The sequence below is a fragment of the Pseudomonas neustonica genome, assembly GCF_003797945.1.
In the GTDB taxonomy this organism is placed as follows: Bacteria; Pseudomonadota; Gammaproteobacteria; order Pseudomonadales; family Pseudomonadaceae; genus Halopseudomonas; species Halopseudomonas neustonica.
The window spans coordinates 1-22,037 of sequence record NZ_RKKU01000038.1 but is presented as its reverse complement, the minus strand read 5'-3'; the positions used below and the strand labels follow the sequence as shown (position 1 = coordinate 22,037).

Annotated in this window: 23 protein-coding genes and 1 pseudogene; 5 read left to right on the top strand and 19 right to left on the bottom strand. The window is 51.6% G+C overall.

The features are described 5' to 3' along the window. Positions 1–190: 190 nt before the first annotated feature. Both EF096_RS18885 and EF096_RS18880 read right to left on the bottom strand, forming a co-directional pair. Positions 191–406: a hypothetical protein gene (locus EF096_RS18885; RefSeq protein ID WP_123891313.1), complete on the bottom strand. Its 216-nt coding sequence runs from the start codon at positions 404–406 to the stop codon at positions 191–193. Between the two features lie 360 nt (positions 407–766). Continuing rightward, positions 767–1,045 carry a helix-turn-helix domain-containing protein gene (locus EF096_RS18880; protein ID WP_123891223.1) on the bottom strand — a complete coding sequence of 93 codons (279 nt, stop codon included), beginning with the start codon at positions 1,043–1,045 and terminating at the stop codon, positions 767–769. A gap of 373 nt (positions 1,046–1,418) precedes the next feature. Here EF096_RS18880 and EF096_RS18875 point away from each other — a divergent pair, with 373 nt between their 5' ends. The 3 genes from EF096_RS18875 (at position 1,419) to EF096_RS18865 (ending at position 4,523) form a co-directional block, all read left to right on the top strand. Further along, positions 1,419–1,637, top strand: a complete 219-nt coding sequence (locus EF096_RS18875) for a BPSL0761 family protein (RefSeq protein ID WP_123891312.1) — start codon at positions 1,419–1,421, stop codon at positions 1,635–1,637. A gap of 359 nt (positions 1,638–1,996) precedes the next feature. After that, positions 1,997–3,129 (top strand): IS3 family transposase gene (locus tag EF096_RS18870; RefSeq protein ID WP_123891311.1). Its coding sequence is split into 2 segments (ribosomal slippage): positions 1,997–2,237 and positions 2,237–3,129, totalling 1,134 coding nucleotides; the frame shifts between segments, so codons are not numbered across the junction. A 62-nt stretch (positions 3,130–3,191) separates the two neighbouring features. Next, positions 3,192–4,523: a hypothetical protein gene (locus EF096_RS18865; RefSeq protein WP_123891310.1), complete on the top strand. Its 1,332-nt coding sequence runs from the start codon at positions 3,192–3,194 to the stop codon at positions 4,521–4,523. A gap of 484 nt (positions 4,524–5,007) precedes the next feature. Here EF096_RS18865 and EF096_RS18860 read toward each other — a convergent pair whose 3' ends face one another. The 14 genes from EF096_RS18860 to EF096_RS18795 form a co-directional block, all read right to left on the bottom strand. Then, positions 5,008–6,258: a TerD family protein gene (locus EF096_RS18860; RefSeq protein WP_123891309.1), complete on the bottom strand. Its 1,251-nt coding sequence runs from the start codon at positions 6,256–6,258 to the stop codon at positions 5,008–5,010. 30 nt (positions 6,259–6,288) lie between these two features. Then, a complete protein-coding gene (locus EF096_RS18855) occupies positions 6,289–7,284 on the bottom strand; it encodes an ATP-grasp domain-containing protein (RefSeq protein WP_123891308.1) in 996 nt (331 codons plus the stop codon). Between the two features lie 9 nt (positions 7,285–7,293). Beyond that, the gene (locus EF096_RS18850; RefSeq protein WP_123891307.1) at positions 7,294–8,397 is read right to left on the bottom strand and encodes an endonuclease/exonuclease/phosphatase family protein; all 1,104 of its coding nucleotides are present in this window, start codon (positions 8,395–8,397) and stop codon (positions 7,294–7,296) included. 77 nt (positions 8,398–8,474) lie between these two features. Further along, positions 8,475–9,008: a hypothetical protein gene (locus EF096_RS18845; protein WP_235869798.1), complete on the bottom strand. Its 534-nt coding sequence runs from the start codon at positions 9,006–9,008 to the stop codon at positions 8,475–8,477. Positions 9,009–9,081: 73 nt separating this feature from the next. Beyond that, positions 9,082–9,660 (bottom strand): TerD family protein, encoded by a 579-nt coding sequence (locus EF096_RS18840; RefSeq protein ID WP_123891306.1) that lies wholly within the window; start codon positions 9,658–9,660, stop codon positions 9,082–9,084. 34 nt (positions 9,661–9,694) lie between these two features. Continuing rightward, positions 9,695–10,270 (bottom strand): TerD family protein, encoded by a 576-nt coding sequence (locus EF096_RS18835; RefSeq protein ID WP_123891305.1) that lies wholly within the window; start codon positions 10,268–10,270, stop codon positions 9,695–9,697. A 109-nt stretch (positions 10,271–10,379) separates the two neighbouring features. Continuing rightward, entirely contained in the window at positions 10,380–11,444 is a 1,065-nt protein-coding gene (locus EF096_RS18830) for a TerC/Alx family metal homeostasis membrane protein (RefSeq protein WP_123891315.1), read from the bottom strand. 17 nt (positions 11,445–11,461) lie between these two features. Further along, the gene (locus EF096_RS18825; protein WP_123891304.1) at positions 11,462–11,911 is read right to left on the bottom strand and encodes a tellurite resistance TerB family protein; all 450 of its coding nucleotides are present in this window, start codon (positions 11,909–11,911) and stop codon (positions 11,462–11,464) included. 47 nt (positions 11,912–11,958) lie between these two features. Beyond that, positions 11,959–13,143, bottom strand: coding sequence for a TerD family protein (locus EF096_RS18820; protein ID WP_123891303.1), 1,185 nt, complete (start codon positions 13,141–13,143; stop codon positions 11,959–11,961). Then, positions 13,140–13,730 carry a TerD family protein gene (locus tag EF096_RS18815; RefSeq protein WP_123891302.1) on the bottom strand — a complete coding sequence of 197 codons (591 nt, stop codon included), beginning with the start codon at positions 13,728–13,730 and terminating at the stop codon, positions 13,140–13,142. Before EF096_RS18815 ends, EF096_RS18820 begins: the two co-directional genes overlap by 4 nt. Positions 13,731–13,743: 13 nt before the next feature. Then, positions 13,744–14,697 carry an HpcH/HpaI aldolase/citrate lyase family protein gene (locus EF096_RS18810; RefSeq protein WP_123891301.1) on the bottom strand — a complete coding sequence of 318 codons (954 nt, stop codon included), beginning with the start codon at positions 14,695–14,697 and terminating at the stop codon, positions 13,744–13,746. Further along, on the bottom strand, positions 14,697–15,794 hold the full coding sequence (locus EF096_RS18805) for a cysteine protease StiP family protein (RefSeq protein WP_123891300.1): 1,098 nt from the start codon (positions 15,792–15,794) through the stop codon (positions 14,697–14,699). Before EF096_RS18805 ends, EF096_RS18810 begins: the two co-directional genes overlap by 1 nt. Next, the gene (locus EF096_RS18800; protein WP_123891299.1) at positions 15,787–16,542 is read right to left on the bottom strand and encodes an HAD family hydrolase; all 756 of its coding nucleotides are present in this window, start codon (positions 16,540–16,542) and stop codon (positions 15,787–15,789) included. Before EF096_RS18800 ends, EF096_RS18805 begins: the two co-directional genes overlap by 8 nt. After that, positions 16,535–17,665 carry a phosphoribosyltransferase domain-containing protein gene (locus EF096_RS18795; RefSeq protein WP_123891298.1) on the bottom strand — a complete coding sequence of 377 codons (1,131 nt, stop codon included), beginning with the start codon at positions 17,663–17,665 and terminating at the stop codon, positions 16,535–16,537. The genes EF096_RS18800 and EF096_RS18795 overlap by 8 nt, the downstream gene beginning before the upstream one ends. Positions 17,666–18,817: 1,152 nt before the next feature. Here EF096_RS18795 and EF096_RS18790 point away from each other — a divergent pair. After that, a pseudogene (locus EF096_RS18790) lies at positions 18,818–19,521 on the top strand (endonuclease); the annotation flags it as partial. A gap of 296 nt (positions 19,522–19,817) precedes the next feature. Here EF096_RS18790 and EF096_RS18785 read toward each other — a convergent pair. Next, entirely contained in the window at positions 19,818–20,039 is a 222-nt protein-coding gene (locus EF096_RS18785; RefSeq protein ID WP_177412375.1) for an AbrB/MazE/SpoVT family DNA-binding domain-containing protein, read from the bottom strand. A 156-nt stretch (positions 20,040–20,195) separates the two neighbouring features. Here EF096_RS18785 and EF096_RS18780 point away from each other — a divergent pair, with 156 nt between their 5' ends. Next, entirely contained in the window at positions 20,196–20,669 is a 474-nt protein-coding gene (locus EF096_RS18780; RefSeq protein ID WP_123891297.1) for a hypothetical protein, read from the top strand. A gap of 388 nt (positions 20,670–21,057) precedes the next feature. On the opposite strand, the gene EF096_RS21020 is transcribed toward EF096_RS18780, so the two are convergent. Together EF096_RS21020 and EF096_RS18770 are read right to left on the bottom strand one after the other, a co-directional pair. Next, a complete protein-coding gene (locus tag EF096_RS21020; RefSeq protein WP_123891296.1) occupies positions 21,058–21,228 on the bottom strand; it encodes a helix-turn-helix transcriptional regulator in 171 nt (56 codons plus the stop codon). A 131-nt stretch (positions 21,229–21,359) separates the two neighbouring features. After that, the gene (locus tag EF096_RS18770; protein ID WP_124014366.1) at positions 21,360–21,917 is read right to left on the bottom strand and encodes a tyrosine-type recombinase/integrase; all 558 of its coding nucleotides are present in this window, start codon (positions 21,915–21,917) and stop codon (positions 21,360–21,362) included. Positions 21,918–22,037: the final 120 nt, after the last annotated feature.

Below are 22,037 nucleotides of genomic sequence, written 5' to 3'. Positions count from 1 at the left end.
ATTGCTGAGGCTGACACTCTGGAGAAGCTGGAACAGTTGCTTCCATGGAATACAGCACTGGAGCCGGTTGTGAAAAAAGTGGCCCAGTTCGATTAAGGGCAAGTGGGTCGATTTAGAGGCGCTTACGATGTTCAAGAGTAGAGGGGCAGGCTAGAACTATGTGTGCATTTCCAATTCGCACAGGCTTTAGCTAGCCGTCGGAGTTGGAGTCACTGTTCGAATCGAGATCCGATTTGATGCGCTTCAAGAGCGTTTGAACGGTCATTTCCGGTTGATCTCTGAGGTATGACGCGACCAATACTGAAATTGGATGCACGTCTAAATGTTCTGAGATTTTCTCAACCCCGTCGATGGTGTGTTTTTTTAAACCGAGATCCAGCTCGCGAGAAATTCGCTCATGTTTCATGTCTTAATCTCCTGTGATGACCCCGCTTTTCTGGTCCGGAATTTGGCCGTTGTAAACGTGGTAGTGAATCAGGACTATTAAAACAGACATCAGTAAAACTCAAAATGAACACTATAGTGCGCGCGAGTGGGTAACTTATGTACTCGATGAGTTGCTTCGGTATCTAGTTGGACGGATCAAAGACGGGACGATCTGGAAACGCTGCGCGGCAACCGCATTAATGCGATGCCGCTAACGGCAACGGAGATAGTCCCAACCAATTGCCGAGAATGCACATACTGAGCAGCCGATTGTGGTCAATCCGTAACCTGAGGCTAGCCTAGGTCGGAGCTCTGAGGATGCTGGGGTAACTCTTCTGTATCAGTCGACGACATCGAGATCCGATTTAACGCGCTCGAAGAGGGCGTCAATCGTAGTACCCGGATTTGCAGCCAAGTAGGTAGCTACCATTATTGATACCGGATGGATTTCCAGCACGTCTGAGATCTGCTGAATTTTGTCGATGGTTGGAGACTTCAATCCCCTCTCTAGCGAGCTCATGTAGGTACGGCTGCTAATGTCTGAAAAATCCTCTTGGGAGAGATTTCTCTTATTGCGTAGTTGTCTGAGAGCGACGCCAAATGCCTGCTTGAGATCCATATTCCACCAAGAAAATGGTCTTGATACAGCCTTTGAACACTATAGTGCTACAATCTATAGGGTTCGCAAAAGGTGCGAGACGAGCTATCGGTTGCGTACATTGGCCTAATAGGGTGAGCTTGTAGGCGTTCATAACCCTGGCCAGTATCCACATCGACCGAAGCGATCGCATAAAACGTGTATCAGTTTTGACGAATTTGTTCGTGAAGATGTACGCACTGGCTTTGTGTTATGGCGTGATATGGCGGCGCCTGGATAGGTCTAGCAGTCAGTTCAGGTCTACCAGTGCTGAGAACCTGAAAACCCGCTATCCATTGCGTAAACCGCACCGAAATTTAATCGGCCTCCGACTTGGAGGCCTTTGGAGTGACAGATGACACTGCCACATGAAAGGACAAGATCACTTGTTCAAGCTGGAGAATTGCTGGCCGAGATTTCCAAAGATCATTCGCTTCCCGATGAAATCAGGGCTCAGGCCAAAGTGGTCCTGCGCCATTACCCATCGAGTAAAGAGATTTTTCTCATAGGTAAACGCGATGAAATGGCCGACGATCCTTTTGGACCATGGCTTTCATCAGATACAAAAAGCTGAGAGATCCGATCTTGTAAGAAATGCACAGCAGAAGCAGATTTTCCGAGCTCGACTAAGTAGCTTATGAACACTATAGTGCTACAACCTATAGTGTTCATTAAGGGGGGGGAGGGTCGTGTATTGGATGCGCAAAATGACCAAGCAAGAAGAGCAAGCCGAAGAGGGAGCATGCTTATTAGATTTAGGCATCACTTCAACAATCCCCGAGCTAACATTTGTTTTTGCTTATTTAGAGCCAGAGGATGAAGAGGGCAACTGGTCGCTACGTTCAAAAATGATTAATAACCTTGATGTCATGGGTTCTACCCCGTTACTGCGGACACTTTTGAAAAGAGGCACAATGTGCCAAAGGAGTGTTCATGTCCAAACGCAGAAGATACAGCCCCGAATTCAAGCGCGAAGCCATCGCGCTATCTCGCCAGCCAGGTGCCAATTGCCGCCAGGTGGCCTTAGAGATTGGTATTAATCCCAACCTGCTGTCCCGGTGGGCGCGTGAAGCCGAAGGGGAGCCAAGCAAGGCCTTCAAGGGCTCGGGAACGCCGCGTGACGAAGAGCTTGCGCACTTGAAGCGCGAACTGGCACGGGTAAAAAAGGAACGTGATTTTTTGCGCGAAGCGGCAGTGTTCTTTGCAAAGGAGTCGTCCTGAGGTATCAGGCGATTCAACACTGTCGCAGTCTTTTCCCGATACGTCTTATGTGTCGTTGCCTGAAGGTATCGGCCAGCGGCTATTACGCTTGGGCATCTCGTCCGCAGTCCAGCAGGGCAACAGCGAACGAGAGTCTGTTGCAGCGGATCAGAGAGATTCATGATGACAGTGGCGGAATGCTTGGGTCGCCCCGTATGCACGAAGACTTAGCTGCCGAAGGCGTTGCAGCCAGCCTGAATCGGGTTGCAAGGCTAATGGCTAAGCACGGCATTCAGGGTTGGCCCCGCAGGAAGCGAGGACGCCTTGGACGCGCATCAAATCGGCCACAAGGTATTCAGAATCATCTTGAACGGGATTTCTCCGCACTGGAACCTGATACCAAGTGGGTCACTGACATAACGGAGATCTCCACGCAGGAAGGAAAACTATTTCTCTGCGTGGTCCTGGATTTGTTCAGCAAGCTGATCGTCGGCTGGTCTATGCACCACAGGCAGGATCGGCAGATGGTAATCAGAGCCGTTCAAATGGCTGTCTGGCAACGTCAGGGCAAAACACCGGTGATATTGCATTCAGACCGAGGCAGTCAGTTCACCAGCGGTGATTACCAGCGATACCTAGGCAGTAACGATTTGGTCAGCAGTATGAGCGCGGTTGGCCATTGTGGAGACAACGCCGCCTGTGAGGGGTTCTTCGGAATGCTGAAACGAGAGCGGGTACACCATCGGCGTTACCGTACGCAGGACGAGGCAAGAGCTGACCTATTTGAATACATCGAGCTGTTCCATAATCCCAGGATGCGACGTAGAGTTGCTGCTCAGGATCGAAAACTTACAGCCGTTTTATAACCGTCCGTGGAAACGGGGTAGAACCCTTTTAAACCTGTGAAATTACCGTAATGGGGAATGGAATGAAGTTAAAACTACTGGTAATGGCAGTGCCTTTTGCACTGGCAGGCTGCGGCTTCGTTAAAGACCAGAAGCTCAATTTTGCTCATCAGGAGTATATGCAGGAGTGCTTTGCAACTTTTTCTAACAGTTGTAACGACAAAGCTATCGACTACAATATCATGCTTCTAGAAGCAATTCAGAACAAAATGATTGAGACAGGGCCTGAGAGTCTAGATCTCAAAGGGGAAAGTGCTGAGAGATTTGAAGAGCATGTAGAAAAATCCATCGGAATAATGGTCGAGCATTTTGAAAGCATAAGGCCGGGCTTTTTTACTCGTGTATTCATGGGTAGGTTCGAGCCATTTGATGGGACGTCTGTAAGAATTATTGAGGCATCAGATGCGGACGAACTTTTTAGTGTAATCCTTGATGAGTATGCGAAGCGGCTCCTGGAAAACAGAAAGAAATTACAGGAAATTTGGGGAAAAACGCCGAATATGGTTTCCGAGGCGCCAGAGCCTGTCGAACCTCTCAACGAGGAGCCCATTCAAACTGCCTCGCAAGAGGTGAAGGCAAATGGGCTTAAGGTAGCGGTTGACGCGGCGATTATTGAGCACGCACAGCAGGATGCCGCCAGCGAATACAGCGAAGCTCGCCGTTACCTGCAGGTAGATATCGACGGAAACGGCAGCAGTGATGCATTTGTGATGTACACTCTTGAGCCAACTAATGGTGGTAATTACAGCAACCAATATCTTGTTCCCTTCATCCATAACGGTGATAAGTGGGAAGCTAAGACACGCCTCGATATCATGAACTCCGCCTCTGATTTGGCTGACGAAGGTAATGGCGTTCTGAGCTACATCGAGCTCTCTCACGGCCCAGATGATGCAAATTGCTGCCCATCTATGGAGACAAGGCTTCTGTATAAGTGGAATGGCTCTGTCTTGCAGGAGTACAAAGATGATGGTGCAGTGCCGACACAGGCATCATCCCTACCTCTTGCTGAACCGCCTTTCTACTCAGTGCTCACGCTGAATGATCCATCGGACGAAAAAGAAGGGATGACCAAGCGAGTTTTAGAGTGCAGTATGGCCTCAAAGCTTGTTGGGCAGTTAGAGTCGATAGATATCATCGCAGATAAAATTAATCGGACCGGTTTGGCCAATGCTATTAACCCGAACCCAGAAATTATGGCCGATTACCATCTGATGATTAAAAATGATTGGTCGCTAAAAGATATGAATCGAGCAAGCCAAGATGAGTATTTAGTGGGGATCTATAATTCTGAATTCTGCCATAAGCTCCACGAGCAGCCGGAAATTCAGGCTTTCGATGTCCCATCCGATTAGTCTCAGTCTAGTCTTTAGGTTCACTGAACTCGCACGTATGGCCCTGCTGAGGGGCTATACCGCGTTTAACATCCATTTCAACACCTGATTGTCAACGCCGGTTTAAAACTGACCCACTAACCGGCGATATCGCCAGTTTAAAACGGGTAGAACCCCCGGTGGAGCTCAGCTGGAGAAACAAACACAGAATGCTTTTGCTTGAAATGCTGCCGCTTGAAAGCCTCGGGGGTTGCGCAAGCGGGGCGTGGTAATAGTCCAAACTCTGGTCGCGTCCATTGTCAAAGACGATTCTAAGTGACAATCAGCCTTCAGCAAGAAATGTTTTGGTCAATAATTGAACTCCAACTTGCGAGCTTCGGATTGAGGCTTCCTCAGGATATTTCAGGGGGTTGCAAACAGGAATATCCACAGATTGTGTGGGTAACTGAATGGGTGCAGCCTGGTGATCATTGGAGAATGGCCAGCAGGCTGCGGAACTTTAGATTCAGACGTAATTTTTGCCTGATACGGTCCTTAAAGGCTTCCCTTTAAAGACTGGCGGCCCGTTGATAGTCATCGTCACCTTCTCCCCTGAGCGTGTAAGCCAAGGCGTTGCTTCCGACATTTTTCGAGAAGTCTGTCCACTGGGGTTTATGTTAACTTCATCTCCATCGATTTCGATGATGCCTAGAACATAGGTGTAAACGAGGCTACTGCCGAAACCAGATTGAAACTCAAACGCACACTCAACGACTTGCTCATCATACTCCATCCGCATTTTTGGCTTGAGTGAGGCCACAGATACAGCGCCATTAGCAAGAGCAGAGTACACGCTGCAAACCAACGCCACTTTCCCACCCAGTAGATGAGAGATGCGTGGGTTGATATGAACAGTTTCTGTTGCCGGCTCTTTCACGCTGGCCGTAATCACATCACCTTGGTGAAGGACATAGGGCGCCTGATCGAATGATCCTGCCCGCTCGGGAGCTTGGATGATCGACATCTGGCCATTCGGCCGCAAGATGCCTATGCGTAGGTCAAGATCGTCGTTATCCAGTCCATCGTTGTTGTCTACCCATGTAGCGCTGACTTTAATGAACTCTGGAGATGATGGGCCCTTGGCCAGGCTGATTTTGTGCATGTCGCTAGGCTTGGAAAGCGATACAACCGTTTTGGTTATGTCTATTTTTGGTGCAGGTGCAGGTGCAGGTGCAGGTGCAGGTGCAGAATCCTCTTCCACTTCTACACCGTACATTTGGCACAAGCCTGCGAGACCAGATTCGAATCCTTGCCATACAGAGCGAGCCTTGGTTCGGCCGTTGCGCGTGTACAGCTCAAGAGCGATGATGCCTGACTCCCTATCGAATCCCGATGGTGCGAGCTCGACGACTTGACCATCAACCTCGATCTTTGCGCTCAGGCCTTGGACTGCGGCAAACCCTGTGCCCGTGCCATCCTGTGTCAGGGTAATGGCCACCCGAGCTATATGCTGCGGCAGGCGAGACAGATCAAAGTCGATACTGTGCTTCAGCTCATTGCCTGAGGTGATAGGCGGGATGTACGTTGCTGCTCCAGACTGATGCGCTGGGGTATTGAAAAAGACCATGCCACTGTCGTCTACGACTTTACCGGCTTCTGTAAGCAAAAAGGCAGTGAGGTTCACATCAATGCGGTTATCTGCGATGTGGTGGACCGTCACCTTGCCCTTTGCTGAGTTCAGCGCAGTGTTTTCACCTTGTTTCAAGGTTTGACTCATATCTTTTCCTTATATTGAAGAGCGCACCATTTAGGGAACAATCGCGCTGGTAATGGGTTTGACTCTAACGCCCGGCTTCCATTGGCTTTTAGGTAGAGGCAGGCCGAGTCGAGAACAGCTGAAAACTCCTGCGAGATTGATACCGGAGAGTGCTGTGTAGGCGATACCTCCAGAATACCGAAGGTTGATCTCCAGTAGATGAGGCTGTCCCTCTGCATCGTCTTTCGTTTGAACGCTGACTATTCCATCTAGCTTGAAGTGCTCACTTGCCCTGATGGCCAGGTCAACAGCAGGGCCATCAGCTTCGAACTCCTGGTAAAGCCCCTTCTTACGGCGTCCCACCCACGAGATAGCCTTGCCATCCTGAATCACGATGTCGGTCGACACTTCATCACCGGTGAAGTAGGGCATGACTAGTTGCGGGCGCACCTTAGTCGACTTTGCGTAGAGGTCGCAGTAAGCATCGAACGATATTCGTCGACTGTCTGGGAAGGCTAGGCAACAGAAAGGGTCTGATTCCTCATCAAACACCCAGAAACCAGCTCCGAAAATCCCAGTCACGGGCTTGATGCAAACGTGGCCGTCCGACTCCGATCTGAACTTGCTGTAAGCGCCCTGGAGGGATTGAACACAGTCCACCTCAATGCCTGGGACGACAGGTATATCAGCTGCCTGACACTGCTTGGTGAAATACGCTTTGGAGTCGATGGCTAACTGTTGCGGATGTGATACACCGGTCACAAGGTCGATTCCGGCCTGATCGAACTGCTCCCGAAGGACTTCAAAATGCTCAAGCCCTTTGCACGCCATAACGACTTTAATTCCGCGCATTATGGCCTCTTCTAACGCCCACAACGCTCGCTTTTCGGCATCTAAAGGCTCGACCAGAGCGACATCTGCAAACGACGTAATTTCAGGACGATCCTGTGAATGCGAACCGTACACGGTGATTTCAGGATGCAAGGCGGCGCGTGCCCCCTGCAATACCTCGCGCAAACTTGATGGACCTTCTAAGAACCAGATCACTAATTTCTCCTAACGACAGTTTCCGGCTAAGCGATAACCGGCAGAAGCTGCGGCTGCGGCGCTTGGGAATTCAACGCGATTGTTTGCTCCGATTCGGTTGTAGCTCGGGCAGTCAGGGCGATGGTATATATGAGAACGCCGATTGCCCCGTACGCCACCAGGCGATATTGCTCCAGTGTGGGTTGACGCTGCCAGTGATGGTGTGGCTTGACGTGGGCGTGTAGCGACGCTGGAAGAACGACTGATGGTTGCAGGTACAACATTGGTAGAAGCGTCTAAGCGGGCGCTTCCTAGGGCAGCGTAGAGCGGAGCATGGTCTGATACTTCCGCGCGACTCCGCTCATGATTCCAGCCGATGATCACCGGGAAGTCGATGATGCCGGCTGACGCTATTTTGAGCGTTGTTTCGCGGTCCACCCACATATTGTCGTACAAGTTCGCGTACCGACCGTTAACGGAGGAAAGGGTACTGGCCCCGCTTTTTATTAAAGGACGTGCATGCTGTTTCAGAGGTGCCCAAGCGGGGTTGTTTGGCGGCAGGTTGAAGTCGCCAACAAGTAAGCGAGGTGTGCCTGGATAAACTTCACCTAACCACATCCAGTAGTCAGCGAGCGCTCGGATTTCCGGTGTTCTGTCAGAAGCTGACTTGCCGTAAACAATGTGGACCGTGCCAACGGCGATCTTGCTTTGGTCCCGCTTGGAGCGGAACTGAGCAGAGAAGGGCTCGCGCATAAAGCGATCGCCACGGTCGAGGAATACCACCGCGCCTTCGTCATACTCTATAGCGCTGTCTCGATAGGCAAATGCGTACATCTCTTTGTACGAAGAGCTGCCAATCGCGTGACTCGCGATGGTCGACCACGACTCTCCGGATTGCGCCTCGATGGCACGCTCAAGACGCTCTAGCCCGTCTTCTGTCATGACCTCTTGCAGTGCGAGCAGGTCAACTCTCTTAGCGACTTCAGCTAAAGCAGTGAAGTTTTGACGATCGCCGTGGCCCATGCGTTTGACGTTCCAGGTGCCGACAATAATATCGGATGCCGATGCCAGTCCGGAAAGTGAGAAAATGGTAAGAATAAGGTATGTGCGGAGAAGGCTGGTGAGCTGACGCATTGCGAGTAATTGGTTTCCTATGGTGCTTTTATGAGATGGAGCGCTGAGCCGGCTACGTGCGTCGCCGGCGGGGCTGTTCAGAGGTTATTTCGGATATGTGAAACGTCTCGGCGACCTTTGATCCATTGCTTGGGGTTGAAGTGGCTTCCGCTCTTATTGACCACCAATTGGGCAACGATGGGTGTTACGACGGTCAAAATGACGAGCGCGATGCCACGGGACTGTCGACGTTGTGCTGCATTATTCCCGGAAGGGTTCAGCAGGGATACGAGACTAAATACCCAGAGCACGGCCAGCGGCAACTTCGTACAAAGCGCTAGGAGCGCATAGGGAATATTAAAGTTGTTGGCCTTCAAGGTATTCATAAGGCAAAGGATAAAAAGCCCGGTTGAGACTATGCCGCAAATGATCATCGCGTACTCTGGACGCCCCCCTAGCAGATTGACGAAGACCAAATATATGACTACTGCAGATGCGGGTATTAAAAAGCACTCGCCCAGGTCATTGTAATCTTGGAAGACAACGATTTTCCGATTCTCTCCCCATCCCATTACGATCCCGGTAATGACAACGAGGAAAACAACTATCAGCGCTATGTTGTAGTAGTCCATTTTTTACATCCTTTGCTCTGAGCAAAAAGAAGGGCCGCGATCGATGGCGGCCCTTCTGGGGAAGCGAGTTAAATTAACCCACATCAACGCCAAAGTTGGTGGCCAGCGGCGCCAAGCCGCCTGCAAAACCTTGGCCATTGGCGCGGAATTTCCACTCGCCGTTGTGACGGTAGACCTCACCGAAAACCATGGCCGTTTCAGTAGACGCATCTTCACTGAGGTCGTAACGAGCAATCTCGCTGTTATCGGCCTTGTTGAGGACGCGAATGTAGGCCTTGGAAACTTGACCGAAGTTCTGGTTGCGGGCCTCCGCCTCGTGGATCGTGACGCTGAATGCCAGCTTCTTGGCTTGTTCTGGCAGGCCGGCAAGGTTCACGGACACGGTTTCGTCGTCACCGTCACCCTCGCCGGAACGGTTGTCACCGTTATGAACAACGTTGCCGCATTCGGAAACCTTGTTGTTGTAGAAAATAAAGGCCTTGTCGCTCAGGACCTTTTCGTTCTCGCCGAGCATGAATACCGCTGCGTCCAGGTCGAACTCCTTACCATCAGTAACCCGCGGATCCCAACCCAGACCCACGATCACATCAGTCAGACCAGGTGCTTCCTTGGTCAAGGAAACGGAACCGCCTTTAGAAAGAGAAACTGCCATTTGATATTCCTTCTTTTGCTTCGTGAAGCGAGGCTCAGAGAGCCAGGCCGTATTGTTGTCCCAGTGCGCGCAGGCCGCCGCTGAAGCCTTGCCCAACAGCGCGGAACTTCCACTCCGCACCGTGGCGGTAGAGCTCGCCGAAAACCATAGCAGCCTCGGTGCTCGCGTCTTCAGCCAGGTCGTAGCGAACCACTTCAGCGTTGGTTTCAGAGTTCACCACGCGGATAAACGCGTTGGAAACCTGACCAAAGTTTTGCCGGCGCTGATCGGCGTCGTGGATGGTGACAGTGATGACAATCTTGTCGACATCAGCAGCAACCTTAGAGAGGTCGATCAGCAGCGACTCGTCGTCGCCGTCGCCTTCACCGGTGCGGTTGTCGCCGGTGTGCTCAACGGAGCCGTCGGGAGTGCGCATTTGGTTGTAGAAGATAAAGTCCGCGTCAGAGCGAACCTTGCCGCTGGCATTCAGCAGGAATGCAGACGCATCGAGGTCAAAATCTTGGCCATCAGTAGAGCGTGCATCCCAGCCCAACCCAACGAGGATCTTCTTCAGGCTCGGGTCGGTTTTCGACAGAGACAGGTTCCCACCTTTTTGAAGTGACAGGGCCATTTAAAACTCCTTTCTACGATCTATTGATTAACGAATAAACTGCATCTACTTGTACTTTTTCCCGTAGATGCAAATGATCTTACTACTTTCTTAATTTCCACCTAATTACTCAGGCGGCTTCCGACTCGGAATCTTCGTCCTTGCGCTCAGGGAACAGCGCACTGGCGATGATTCCGACAGCAAGCACTCCCAAAACAATGAACAAGCTGGTGTTGGGGTCGATGCTGTAGCCGTGATGGAAAAGGTGATTGGTTGCGTTCAGCGTGAGCTTGGCGCCGATAAAGAACAGCAAAACAATTACGGCCTTCTCCAGATGCACGAGATACCGCTTCAGGGCTTCCAGTACAAAGTACATGGTCCGCAGGCCAAGGATCGCAAAGATCATTGCTGAATACACAATCAGAGGCTCGCGGCTCACTGCAATGACCGCTGGTACGGAGTCAAATGCAAATAGCACGTCAGAGACCTCGACGACACAAACGCACAGGAACAACGGGGTGGCGAAGAGCATGCCTTTTTCTGGCAGGGAGATGCCGTTGTTCTCAGGCTTCTTCATCTCTTCCGTCAATTCGTTGCGGCGCACGAAAAAGTTGTGGCCGTGGAGCTTTGGCCAAACAGGGAAGAGCTTCTTCGCAAATCGGTACGCGATGTGCTGAGAATAGTCCTCTTCTTCATCGCCATCATCGCCGCTGCGAAGCATCATCACTGCAGTCCAAATGACGATCGCTGCAAAAACGATCTCAACCCATGGTCCGAAAACGAGAAGACCCGTACCGATTGCGACGAACACCATGCGGAACACGATTGCGCCGATAATGCCCCAATACAAAACCCTATGCCGCAACCCTTGAGGGATCTTGAACCAAGCAAAAATCGCCATAAAGACAAACAGGTTGTCGACGCTGAGAACTTTCTCAAGTGCGTAGCCGGTAAGGAATAGGCTCGCTACCTCAGGACTATGACTGACATACAGGAAGCCGGCGAAGCCCAGAGAAAGAAGGATCCAGAAGATCGACCAAGCGGAAGCTCCAGCCAAAGAGATTGGCTTATCCTTGCGGTGTGTTGCCAGGTCCAGCAGCAAAGCGCCAACAGCTAAGCCGATGAAAACCGCAATTGTGGTCGGGGGGAAGCCGATAGCAGTGCTGACGGTTTCGGTTGCAGCAGGGTTGGTCAAAGGCACGGTAGTTTCCTTTAAAGATCGAAATCGGAAGGCGTCAAGCCAAGCTCAGCGCACAGAAGCCGGCAAACGCCCTTTTCCTGGTCATCGAAGTTGCCGTCAGAGGCGCCGATGGCAATGCACACCCGTACGAGCAGGCGCGCCTGCTCGGGCTTGCCTCGAATCTTACCGACAACGGCCAATGCCTCAGCGCGGCCGATCTGTTCATCGAACTCGAACTTTTCACAGGCATTGTTGAAAGTGGCAATCACCTTGTTCATGTCGAAGACTTTTAGCTCGTTGGAGCTTTTGATGAAGCCGCTCATTTTCAACTTCTCGGCAGAGCTAATTTCGCCGTCAGCAGCGGCAACCAAAGCACAACCAGAGACAACGGCTTCCATGAATTCTTTGTTCTTGTACTTGCCAACCTCAGTGGTCAGTTTGTCGCGGGCCGCCATAGCGTTATTTTTCAACCAATCCAGCATTTCAGGTACCTCATTACAGGTGGGTAGGGCTGCTATGCAGCCCTGCTTTATTTAGATCCTGCTCGCCAACTCAGACCCCATCCATAGGCTTGGTCCAACTTGGAGTGCCCTGCGAAGAACCTTACTTCACGGTTTACTCGCACGGTTCCGTTGATGTTTTCCAGCAGCGCAATAGCGCACATACCTTGTTGTCCGCCTTCTTCATTAAGGCGTACTTCAATTGGTGGCTGTCCAGGCGCGTAGATCGTTACTACCGCGTCTGTTGCGTGCCAGCTTGGTACGCCCTCATAGATAAAGCAAAACACAATAATGCGTTTCACCTCTGCCCAGCGCGAGCCGTTAATGCGCAACCACTCGCCGTCTGCGCTGGCACCGGTGCGGTCATCGCCCATCAGCTCAATAAACGGTTCATCGCGATAACTGCCGAAAGAGTTTCCGAGCGCTTGAACTGCGCCAATCTCACCGTTCTTCAACTCGTACAGGCATCCGACGTCAAGGTCGACCCCTTTGGCTTTCCCAAAGCCGAAGAGTCCCCCCCCCTGAGAGCCACGATTCCAGTTGAGGTTGACTTTGATTTCGCCGAAGTTGCCGTCCTTTTTTTCAAGACTGACACTCGATTGACGCTTATCGAGACTGATCTTGTTTAAGTTAATCGGCTTTGGCGCTGCGGTCGGCGTTGGAGCTGGCGGCGGCGTTACAATCGGGCTCGGTGGCGCGTGGTGAGGAACGGCAATGTCAACACCGAAATGCTTAGCAAGAGGCTCAAGCCCACCTGCAAAGCCTTGAGCGACACAACGAAATTTCCATTCGTTGTTGCGACGATAAAACTCACCCAATATCAGAGCCGTTTCAATCTTACCTGTCGTTGGGATAGCTGCAACGGCACCATTGCTCAAAGTGACTTGAAGGTTCGCGCAAGCCCCAAAGTTAGCTTGGTTCTCATAGATGGTCGCAGTCAACGCGACTTTCTCGATCGCCGCTTCAACAAGATCCAGATTGAGGCTGTAGGTTGCAACACCCGGATTAGCGCTGACCATCTGGATAGCACTGCGCTGGACCGAGGTCTGGCCGTAGAAGCACATATCGCCATCGCCCCGCACTTTGCCATTAGCTGTCAGCAAAAATGCGGAAATGTCGATTTCAGTATTCGGAATCGGCGTGTAGCTTACGGTCGCGGTGATGACGCCTTTTGGCAGGGCGCAATTGGCGCCCGGAGTCAGAACTGCGCTCATACGACTGCTCCTGCTGCCTCGCTAGTCAGGTCTTGGGCGGTGCGACCATTGGTGACACTTCCAACAGCAGTGAACGTCCAGCTGGAACCCTGGCGCTTGAGGTACGCCATTACCAGGCCTGTGTGGTTTCCTTGATCGGTCAGATTGATCCGGGCCAGCTCTTTGTTGCTGTCGGCATCGATAATGCGGCAGTAGGCGTTCTCGACTTTTGAGAAGTTCTGCCCCGTGAAGGAATTCACCGTGAACACGAGGGCGTCAATGGAGGGGCTCAGTTTGCTGAGCTTGACTGTGATGCTTTCGTCATCGCCATCACCATGACCGGTGCGGTTATCGCCGGAGTGCAGAATGTTGCCGCATTTTGACTTGAGAGCGCGGAACCATACGAGGTCTACAGGGTTGCGACTGCTATCCAGCGCGATACAGGAAGCATCCAGGTCGATAGCCTCGCCGGCGCCACCAAGCAGCTTGCCAAAGAAGCCGGAGGGCTTCGCAGCATCCCATCCGAGGCCGAGACGAACATTCTGCAGAGTGGAACCAGCAGTTTTTTCCAGAGAGATCGTTTGTTTCTTTTGCAGTGTGATGGCCATGAACGGCTCCTTGTTAGGGGTTGGTTGCAACACGAATTTTGCTTTCGGTACTGACGGGTACGAGAGGGCCATGCTTTACACCATGCCATTGCGCTCTCTCGACTATCGCTCGCGCCCATTGCAGATGCGTTGCGGGTTCGCACATGGCACCACCATGCTTGAACACTGCACTCGCGTCATCAGCCATAATCAAGCGCGCGCTGTTTAGGTCTTCAATGCTCACGCGCAGCGCATCGTGTATTGGCTGAATCTGTGATGGGTGAATCGCAGTTTTCCCGACAAGCCCATGCATGAGGTCGAGCTCAAGCTCGTCAGAAAATAGTTGATCGTTATCCAGGCGCTCAAAAACTGGCGCTGTGAGGTAAAAGCCCGCAGCCCCCATGATCCCAGCCAACATCGGGATCACGTACCCCATCGGGGTACTGTATAAGGTGTGACTAGCACTACGACGAAGGCCTAAACAGCCCATCAAGTCATTGCCGCCAATTCGCAGGACAAGCGTTTTTTCCTTGAGCTTGTCGACTAAACCATCGCGTAGATCAACCATTGCGACTGGATCAAATACATCCCGCGTTTCAAGGGTTGGCATAATTAGCAGGGAGGGGTGCGTGATAGCCTGTTCCCAGTCACTCAGGCTCGCCAGGTTAAGCTTTGGCGCGACAAACCCGTCTACGTGGTGGATCAGCGACAGGTCGTTTAGCCGCATTGCCATTTCTACGTTCCGAGGCCTTACAAACACAACAGGCCCCGATCGGCTTCGGCCACCCAATGCGTGGATACTTGTCAGTAGCTTTTGCAGGTTCAGCAGGCCGTCTTGAACATCGGCCTCGGACACTGCGTCTTCCAGGCAGATAACCAGTGAGCGCAGCCCAGGTATTTTTCCATGGCAAACCACGTCCAGCAGGTCAGCACGGGTCGCCGGCATGTAAAGAGTTGCGCCCAGGGCATAGGGAGATACTGTGCGCATCAGCTCACCTTTTTAATGACAGTGATGGCGCGATATGGCCCCAGGTCGTTACCGACTTCCTGTACCACGATCCCTGCGCGGTCAGTCAGGTACATAAGCAGGCGGACGTCTGGATCATTTTTGCTTCGAACCAATACGTGTTCAGGTACCCGTCGCATCACCGCGCGAGTTGCTTCGGCGATCCCGGGTTTAATCCGATTGAGGTTCGTGATGCCATACTTCCCAGCCACCGAATCCACAACACTAAGGGCAGTGGCTTGCAACTCGGCGCGCTCAGATTCCGACCAAGGTGCTGCCGTCTTGATCGCTTCAGGCGCGAGCGTAGCCATGGCCTCGCGAATCGCCGCTATAAAGGCTTGTGTTTGATCTACTTCGGCAAGGTGACCGTAACGAATGCACCCGTGCATACCATCATCATTTGGCCAGATGGTACGGGAGATCAGTCCGGAGACTGTGGCGCCAAGGATGCCAGACGGGATAATCCAATCGTCAGCAGAGGCTGCGAGCCATGCTTTTCCACAAGGATCTGCGAGAACACATAGGCGTGGTTCGTCAGGGTATCCTTCGAGCTCATCCAGGCTCCGCTTGATCTCCCCTGCGATGGCACCTTTTCCGGTCCAGCCGTCGACAAGAACAATGTTGGATGTGCCATGGGCACAGGCGATTGCATCCATTGCAGCCCTATCAATTCCTTTGTCCCTGATGATGCTGACACCATAGTGATAGCACCGACGATTGCCCGATAATAGAGCACCTTTCAACAAAACACCAAGCGGTAATCCCGCGCGTACCAACGAAACCAGAATGATCGGTCCGTCGGAGATTTCACGTGCGATTGCATTGGCCAGTGCCAGCACCTCTGATGCCATACGCACAGCGTTGTTAGCAAGGGCTTTCTTGTACAGAAGAGTATGCTCAGGCGACGGTGCGCTCTCCGTTGAGATCATCTCGGAGTAATGTTTCTCACCTGACTGAATCAATCGCTCTTTTTCCGCCACATCGGTTGGAGCGATGTCAATCTCATTGAGCAGAAATATCACATCCTCAGGGTTATAACTACCGCTACCTACAGTGCTGTGCGATGAGATGTTAACCATGGATCCCCTCCATTACAGTGCGGGTAATTTGGCTGTTACTGGGCGTACCCCAGAATAAGCATTGACTCATGAACCCAAGGTCAGAAATGCTATCGCCAAGACCGATAACGGGGCGCTCGCCGTTTATCGCTTTATCTCGTTTAATTATTTCTTGCGCTGCAAACCTCTTATTCAATTCCTGTGGCAAAAATGCCAGGTTGTTTCCGTTGATATGAACGTACATATCTCCTATAAGACCACGCTTTCGCATCTCAGCAAGTAATTCGGAAAGCGCGGTTTCAGCTGAGTTGTTGTCTTTGATGACGGCGTAAAAGCTGTTGCCCATCTCTTCAACCACCCAGCCTCTGAGGGAGTGTCCCAGTTCGTTACCGATATCCAATGCGAGCGCAGAAATAGCCAGGAGACGTTCTCGGTAAGGCAATAGCATCTGAGCGATTTGCTCTTGCCACTGGGCGTCGGGGTTTCTCTCAGGAGTAAGGATCACGCCGCCGTGGGAGCAGACAGCTAAACCCTTGAAAGGAATCTCAACCCGGCTGAACGCTTCAATGCTGCGAGCTGTAATAGGCACAACATCAGCAGTTTTTAGCAGCCAGGTTACGAGTTGATTTTGAGCGACTGTCATGTAGCCGCTCGGCTCTCCTGCCTCAGTTCGAGAGGCCACGTAAACGGGGGTTTCAGACATCTTGCGAGCTGTCTGGAAGAGGTTGTCGTCTAGATCGACAAGTACAAGCGGTTTTACATCATGCATCGGAAACAACTACTGCCTGGAGCGCTGACAACAGCTTACGATCGACGGAAGAAGGATCCGTCTCTACGCATACGATTACCCGGTCGTACTGCCCGGGGCCGACGTTGTAGATGAAGTTGGGTATCCCGAGCCCATAGTTATCGCCAAACGCCAGTGCGTGCTCTACTTGGTGTCCGATCGCAATCGGTGACCGAGTGGTTGAGCTGAAGTAAACATCAACTCCGATTTTTTCGAGGCGTTCAGCTAGGAGGAACGGTCGCCACACAAATTCATTTGTGCCAATCACAAGCACTTTCTCGCCTGGTAGTGGCATGCTTTCAAGCTGGAGAGTGTCATCGTGCTGAATGACACCGAGACGCCCCCAGTCGTTGCCGGGATCAATTGGCCAGTCACCAGCCTCAGTTGTAGCTACATCAGGCATTGACGGTAATGGGGCGTTTGGATTCTCGACAAAAGAGTATCGTCCCGAAAGAAGAGAAACAGAGCTCGCTTGAGGGCCAAGCGCTTTGTTTACGGCGTTGTCAGACCAGTCGGTCAGTGTCACCGTTACGATTTGGTCGATATTGTTTAGGCCAGCCCCCTTCAAGGACGCTAAAAGATTGATAAAAGTCTTGCCTGTAGAGGCTTCATCATCGACCAGAACGACAGAGCGCGCTGCTTCCATCATTTCTAGGATGGGCTCATCTGTTGGCATGTGAATCAAATGCGCGCTTGCATGACTATGCTCTTCTTCAAAACGAGCGAAAATAGGAGTTCCTAAGTCATGGCGTGTGCTGACAATGTAAAAGGTGTCATCACGCGTTTCTTGCAGCGCACGATGAACCCCGGCCCCAAGACCAACAGCTGTCTCGGCCATCCCCATCACGATGACCGGGCCAGGAATATCGGTTGGCACCTGCGCTGCGAGGGCAGAGTATGTGACCTGCATGACGCTTGGCTTAACAGGCACATGCTTGCCCAAAACTTTGGATACAAATAAGAAGGCCCGCTTCGGGTTATGACGCTCTGCAAAACCGAAAAGGGATTCGGGCTCGAAGACCGACTGCTGAACCTCTACGTTCAAGACGCCTCTTTCAAGGTTTGCGGTTAGATGCTGGCTTTGCATTGAAAGTGAAGGTTCCATAAGTGTTTACAAAATTTCAGAGCCAATTAGGCCACGGTATTTATTTGTCGAAAGTAAATAAAATAATGGTTAGATTGTGAATTGATTTTGTTTCAAGCATTTGTTTTTATTTATTTCCTGAGGCGAGCGCTCTCCATAAAGCTAAAGCTATTTCACGACAATGTTTTTTGGGGCGCGAAAACCTTAAGGAATTCGGTTTAGGAAGCTGCATAAAACCTAGAAATTAGGCGAAATATGAGAACTCCGGCGTCTTTTCCCGCTTGTCTTTCTGCATCACAAGGGCGACGTCGAGCGATCTGGTCGCAGATTCATGTCGGGTCAATATCGCTGTAGGTCGAGAGCTGTATGCTCTACCAACGACCGCCGTCGCAGGATCCATAGGAAAACTGAAAATGGCTTTCTTGGGGCCAAGGCGGGGTAGGGCAAAGCCATAAGAGGCAAGTAGTTTTTCATTCAGTCCCTTTGATTTAACGTCCTTTTTCTATGACTGTTTACCCTAGGTTGCGGTAGTTTTCAACCCAGTTGTCCAAATAGCTGCGCTTAAGCAGCCGCTTTATTAAGCTCAATTTCTTGGAGCTTGCCAGGGTTCAGCGGCACAGCCCCGACGGGCTCCCAGTTGCAGGTTGCTCCAGACCATCGCCTGGTGTTTGTTGTTTCGCCTGCTCATACACTTGCTTGCGATGCGCCTGTCGCTCGCGATCCCGGCCCGCAAGCCGGTCGTTCGGTGTTACGAAGTTGATGCCGCTGTGCAAATGCTAATGTTTGTAAGCCGCTTCAAATTCCAACATCCACTTGCGCACTGACGTCAGTGATGCAAACCCCTTGGATGGCCATTTAGGGCAGTACTTAAGCGTTCGGAACAGTGACTCTGAGTAGGGATTGTCGTTGCTGACACGCCGACCGCCGTGTCATCGGCATGCTCAGCTCTGCCAGACGGGCTCTGAGCGTATGAGAGGACATAGGCGCCCCGTTGTCCGAGTGCAGGACAGGTGGGTTATGCCAGCAGCCTTCGCGCAGCAGTGCACGCTCAACCAGTTGCTTTGCCAGCAGGCCAGATTCTGCATCGTGTATCTGTCACGCCACACACCGGTCAGGCCGTGGCGGCCTGACTTAAACGAAATGGCCTCCACAAAACCCGGTGTGATTCAGATCGAATGGGAGCACATTGTCCCCGCTTGGACCTTAGGTCATCAGCGTCAGTGCTGGCAGAGTGGCGGCCGCAGACACTGCATTGCGGATGACCCCGTGTTCCGAGCGATGGAAGCTGATCTGTTCAACCTTTACCCGGCGGTTGGAGAGGTAAACGCCGACCGTAGCAACTTTCAGTTTGGCATGGTGCGCGGTGTCTCTCTGCAGTACGGAACCTGCACGACAAAAGTTGACTTCAAAGGGCGTGCTGCAGAACCCAGAGACCAAGTAAAAGGGCTCGTCGCCCGCGTGTCATTTTACATGCATGATAGGTACGGTCTGAATATGTCACGTCAGCAACAGCAGCTGCTAATGGCGTGGGATCGTCAGTACCTGGTCTCTGAATGGGAGAAGAGCTGGAGCAACCGCACGGCAACGGCCATGGGTCATCCAAATCCATTCGTGAACGGTGAGCGCTCTTGACGCTTGGTCATACCCCGTCTCGTGAGGGAATAGTAGCTCCTATTCCTCGGGCTTCACGTACTACAGTGTCCGCATCTTCGGCTGCGGTGAATGACGTTATCATCGGCAACCGAAACAGCAAGGTTTATCATCTGCCACACGGATGCCCTAGCTATGATCGAGTTTCTGCGCAAAATCGAGTGCCTTTTGAATCGGAACTCGAGGCAGCTTCGGCGGGGTATCGTAAGGCGGGAAATTGTCGGTAGGTCTTGAAAGGGATTGACGGTTTGATCAGTCGCAGTTTTTCATTACTTAAATCACCTACCGGTCGTTCTACCTCTTAAAGCTCAGCCTGGTCTAGTACTCCGCATGATGACTGGTTAAGTCTTCCGCGCCCTTAGTGGCGATGCCGCTTTTAAAACCATTTCCTGACCAAGACAGGCATCAGCGCACAGGGCATACGGTCTGAACGTCAACAAAGCCTTGGTTGCTGGCGCCGATCACAACTCCCTGTCATCTGTATTTCTTGGCCTGCTGTCTGCGCCTCACGAAATCCCAGACATCAGTCGACACCGCCCTGGTTCCAATGTTCGACTAGCTCATTAACACGATCCGGATCCTTAGGCTTCTTGCTGAGTATCAGGCAGCGGGTATCGCCGACATATTCTTCGAACAGGTAGAGGGTGTCGCCTACGTTGATCCCCATTTCCTGCAGCATTTCCTCAGGAATACGGATTGCAGCATCGCCATCCCAATCTTCGATTTTCATTTGTTGGGTGTTCATTCAATCGCTCCAATATTCTGGTGGTACTTGGATTGGTCGTCATGTCTCAAATATTGATGAAGCGCTCGAACCTACAGATCGATACCGCGTTAATTTTGAGATGAACACTATAGCGCTACAATCTATGGTGTTCATATCAAAAAAGGAAGAAGAGCAATGTTTGTAACGTATCGCACCACTGAAAATAAAAAGGCGTCTCGAATTAATCCCAACCTTCAGGTTTGGCCGGTGGTAGAGCTGGTCATCCAGAAAGCAATATGTCTGATCACATTCCAGGCGAGGGGTAAGGGAGACGATGATCGACTTACCCGCAGTATGTTGGTGGGCGATCCTTCTGAATTTGAGACGGTATTGCGTGGGCAAGATGAAGATCTTTTTGTTCACAGCATTCATTTGCTTACACCAGCGGAAATGAACGGAACCGAGTCTTGGAAGGTTGAACGTTTGCTCAACGTGTCACACGTCAGCTGGGACGAGAATGGCGAGAAAGAATATGGTTTCAGCTATGAAGTGGAAGGGTTTTATTGTTACCAGGATGTACCCAGAGAGTTCATGGAGTCGACTAAGGTTGAACGCTTGATTTACCATGAATCGCGCGATATCCATCCCGAGCTATTCGATAGCAACTGAATACCTCCGGATAGAGGGAGATTCCTGTCAGTAATGGCTGACAGGAATATTCTCGTCGGTAACGTGTGAACTAATCGTGAATCAACATCGGCTACCGATTCCGAGCCAGAAGCCCTCAATTTCATACAGAGGATAGGGGATGAGTACTGAAGCGATTTTTATTTTGGCGATATGCGGGATCTTGGTCGCGATGGCCGTTATGGGCGGTGCCGGCTATCGGATTGCCTGTAAGCTGGACTCGAAGAAATCCGGAAGGCGCTGAGCGGCTGGGACAGGCAATAGCTATTACCAGCAGGGTTGATCAGACTGCAATTTGACAAACCTTGTGGGGAAGGAAAATTCGCCGAGCATAGGTACATGAACGGCGGAGTGCCACCTTCCGGCCGACTCATTCGGTGTGTCTTTTTGGCTCGAAATTCTTTAAATCATCGATATGCCACCGAGTCGTAGCCGGACCTAGTTTATGCGGCTTTGGAAAAGTTCCAGTGCTGACCCAGCGCCATATAGTGGCTGGGGAAACGCTATATCGCTGGGAAATCTGCTTCACGGTGAAATACATAGCTGTGACCTCGCTCGGTTATCGATAACCGATAAGTTACCTAACGCGAGAGCACTGTTGTTCCGTCTAAATGCGTATTTTCAGCACAAACTCAAGTTTGGCGTAAATTCCTCACTATTTAGGGGGGTTGGTTAGCTGGTTTCCATCTTGAGAACATTGCCGGCCATTTTTTGGCTGAGATACTTGGCCCAGGCCTGCATCAGCTCCTGACGTTCCTCAAGTAGACCTCCTCGAGCGTACGCAGCGCGCGTCTCATCGCTGTTGACGTGCGCCAGAGCTAGCTCACTTAGCTCATCCGGGAAGCTCGAAGTATTTCCGTTTGCCATCACCCGAGCGCTGGCTTTCAGGCTCCAGTCTTTAAAGCTCGACCGGGCTGTGCCATGGGGAGTGGCAATGCGTCCTTGGTCAGGATCAAGATAACCATTGCCTCCTGCTTCTACCGCTGAGCTATGCATGTCCTTGATCAGCTTGCCCATCGCTGCATCGGATAGAGCTGCATGCTTACTGTTTGTGAACACCAAATTCTGACCTCGATGTTTTGGAAGGGCTTCAAGCAGTAAGATCGCTTCATCCGAGAGAGGGACGATATGGCCTTTGTCGGCTTTCATCCGTTCTGGGCTTAATCGCCAGACTCGGCGTTCCAGGTCGATTTCATCCCAAGTAGCACCTCGAACCTCGCCAGTGCGTATTCCGGCGAACGTGACCGGTCATTCCGGTGATCGTGACCGATTTGCACACGGCCTTCACGCTGGAACGGGTTTTGTACTCTGAGCGGTCACGATGGGTCAATCGATACCGCGTTTTGAGCG

What these genes read in the sequence shown, in the direction of transcription:
- EF096_RS18785 (WP_177412375.1), bottom strand. Translation starts at nt 20,039, where the DNA reads ATGAACACCCAACAAATGAAAATCGAAGATTGGGATGGCGATGCTGCA.
- EF096_RS18860 (WP_123891309.1), bottom strand. Translation starts at nt 6,258, where the DNA reads ATGAGTCAAACCTTGAAACAAGGTGAAAACACTGCGCTGAACTCAGCA.
- EF096_RS18845 (WP_235869798.1), bottom strand. Translation starts at nt 9,008, where the DNA reads ATGGACTACTACAACATAGCGCTGATAGTTGTTTTCCTCGTTGTCATT.
- EF096_RS18840 (WP_123891306.1), bottom strand. Translation starts at nt 9,660, where the DNA reads ATGGCAGTTTCTCTTTCTAAAGGCGGTTCCGTTTCCTTGACCAAGGAA.
- EF096_RS18795 (WP_123891298.1), bottom strand. Translation starts at nt 17,665, where the DNA reads ATGGAACCTTCACTTTCAATGCAAAGCCAGCATCTAACCGCAAACCTT.
- EF096_RS18850 (WP_123891307.1), bottom strand. Translation starts at nt 8,397, where the DNA reads ATGCGTCAGCTCACCAGCCTTCTCCGCACATACCTTATTCTTACCATT.
- EF096_RS18805 (WP_123891300.1), bottom strand. Translation starts at nt 15,794, where the DNA reads ATGGTTAACATCTCATCGCACAGCACTGTAGGTAGCGGTAGTTATAAC.
- EF096_RS18825 (WP_123891304.1), bottom strand. Translation starts at nt 11,911, where the DNA reads ATGCTGGATTGGTTGAAAAATAACGCTATGGCGGCCCGCGACAAACTG.
- EF096_RS21020 (WP_123891296.1), bottom strand. Translation starts at nt 21,228, where the DNA reads ATGTATTTCACCGTGAAGCAGATTTCCCAGCGATATAGCGTTTCCCCA.
- EF096_RS18815 (WP_123891302.1), bottom strand. Translation starts at nt 13,730, where the DNA reads ATGGCCATCACACTGCAAAAGAAACAAACGATCTCTCTGGAAAAAACT.
- EF096_RS18835 (WP_123891305.1), bottom strand. Translation starts at nt 10,270, where the DNA reads ATGGCCCTGTCACTTCAAAAAGGTGGGAACCTGTCTCTGTCGAAAACC.
- EF096_RS18810 (WP_123891301.1), bottom strand. Translation starts at nt 14,697, where the DNA reads ATGCGCACAGTATCTCCCTATGCCCTGGGCGCAACTCTTTACATGCCG.
- EF096_RS18885 (WP_123891313.1), bottom strand. Translation starts at nt 406, where the DNA reads ATGAAACATGAGCGAATTTCTCGCGAGCTGGATCTCGGTTTAAAAAAA.
- EF096_RS18865 (WP_123891310.1), top strand. Translation starts at nt 3,192, where the DNA reads ATGAAGTTAAAACTACTGGTAATGGCAGTGCCTTTTGCACTGGCAGGC.
- EF096_RS18875 (WP_123891312.1), top strand. Translation starts at nt 1,419, where the DNA reads ATGACACTGCCACATGAAAGGACAAGATCACTTGTTCAAGCTGGAGAA.
- EF096_RS18880 (WP_123891223.1), bottom strand. Translation starts at nt 1,045, where the DNA reads ATGGATCTCAAGCAGGCATTTGGCGTCGCTCTCAGACAACTACGCAAT.
- EF096_RS18780 (WP_123891297.1), top strand. Translation starts at nt 20,196, where the DNA reads ATGTTTGTAACGTATCGCACCACTGAAAATAAAAAGGCGTCTCGAATT.
- EF096_RS18800 (WP_123891299.1), bottom strand. Translation starts at nt 16,542, where the DNA reads ATGCATGATGTAAAACCGCTTGTACTTGTCGATCTAGACGACAACCTC.
- EF096_RS18820 (WP_123891303.1), bottom strand. Translation starts at nt 13,143, where the DNA reads ATGAGCGCAGTTCTGACTCCGGGCGCCAATTGCGCCCTGCCAAAAGGC.